General features: G+C 54.5%; 1 protein-coding gene. It reads left to right on the forward strand.

The window, feature by feature from the left end; all coding sequences use genetic code 11:
- The coding region (locus tag WMO46_RS15525) for an ArdC family protein (protein WP_349094656.1) at positions 1-1,080 on the forward strand (1,080 nt) is incomplete at its 5' end.
- Between the last annotated feature and the right edge of the window lie 568 nt (positions 1,081-1,648).

The raw sequence follows: 1,648 nt of genomic DNA on the forward strand, positions 1-1,648 counted from the left end.
GATCGGCTGAGTCTGCATCGCTGTTCTGAGCGTTTCAGGCAGTTTAGAACTCCGGCGCAGGAGGATAAAGTCTGCATTTACGTTATGTCACATTCTGATGTTCTCGAGAAAGTCTCTTCGCATTTCGCAGAATTGATGATCGCCAAGATCGAGTCCATGACCGAATCCTGGCAGAAGCCGTGGATCTTCGGACAGGGCGTTCTTCCCTACAACATTGTCTCCGGGAGGAATTATACCGGCGCGAACATTCTGACGTTGCTTATGCTTACGGAGGTTAAGGGCTACCAGAGCCCGGTATTCGTCACCTTTAAGCAGGCCAAAGAACTCGGTTTGCAGGTCCGCAAGGGCTCGAAACAATTTCCGGTGATTTTCTGGAAGCCCTTTTACCTGGCCGCCACTCCGGTTGAAGGCAAACCCCGCTATCTTTCGGTAGAGGATTTCAAAAATCTTTCCGAATCCGAGCGCAAGGAGTATGTGCTGCGGTTCAGCTTGCGTTTTTACCCGGTACTGAATCTCGACCAAACGGACTTTGCCGAACGGTATCCGCAGCGTTGGCAGCAGATCTTCGACCGGCAGGCTCATCCCCGGCGTCCCGCAGGCACGGCGCATCCGACTCTCGAGCGTATGCTCGAGGCGCAATCCTGGGTCTGTCCGATCCGCCTGAAGGTCGGCGACCGGGCGTCCTACTCTCCGGCGGACGATATTATCGTCGTGCCTCTCAAAGAGCAGTTCTCCGATCTGGAGGCATTTTATTCCACGCTTCTTCACGAGATGAGCCATTCGACGGGTACTGCCGACCGTCTGGACCGGCACTTCGAGGATCGGTCGCGTCAGGCTTACGGCCGCGAGGAGCTGGTCGCTGAATTTTCGGCAGCTCTGGCCGGTTGCGGCCTCGGGATTTCGAGCGGCATCCGTTCAGAGAACGTCGCCTACTTGAAAGGCTGGCTGGAGAAGATCCGCGCGGAACCTGCATTCATCTTCTCGGTTCTGAGCGATGTGCGTCAGGTCGTGCGGTTCATCGGCGAACGTCTCGATGCGCAGCTATTCGGCGACACCCAACCTGATGACATTGCAGGGTAGGGGCTTCGGCCCCTTTTTTCAGGACTTTTCCCCGGCCCCTCGATACATCGAGGGGCCTTTGTCGCTCCTAAAACGTGCGACTTGCAGGTCGTTGCAAGTTGCACGTTTCTCCACGTCGCGGTAGAGTACCCCTCGCTCCGCTCGGGAGAGCGGTATTTTCTCTCTGGGCCCGACCAGGCTGCGGGTTTTGGACTCCTGTTGTTTTTAGGATTCCGCCGCCCGCGGTCTCATCCCCTTACACGTTGCCTTCAGGCCATATCTGATACAAAGGTCGATTACTGGATTTTGCCGGCCAATGAACCTGTCAATTATTTTCCTGCGGCCCTTCGGGTGAAAAAATTAACCCCGGCGTTGCCGGGGCGTGCTAAAGTAATTTTTTCAAAAATAATTGTCAGAACCCTTGTTGTGCCGGTTTATAGGAATTGATCTGCCGCCCATTCCAAAGGAACAGGCGGCAGATCGTGTTTATTACAAAATCGCAGCGATCGGAACCAGTATCAGAAAGGCTCTGAAGGCTACGTGTAAGGGGATGATCCCTCGTTCTTTGAAATCTTGAAAACATCCATCG

This window comes from Alistipes intestinihominis, assembly GCF_040095975.1.
In the GTDB taxonomy this organism is placed as follows: domain Bacteria; phylum Bacteroidota; class Bacteroidia; order Bacteroidales; family Rikenellaceae; genus Alistipes; species Alistipes senegalensis.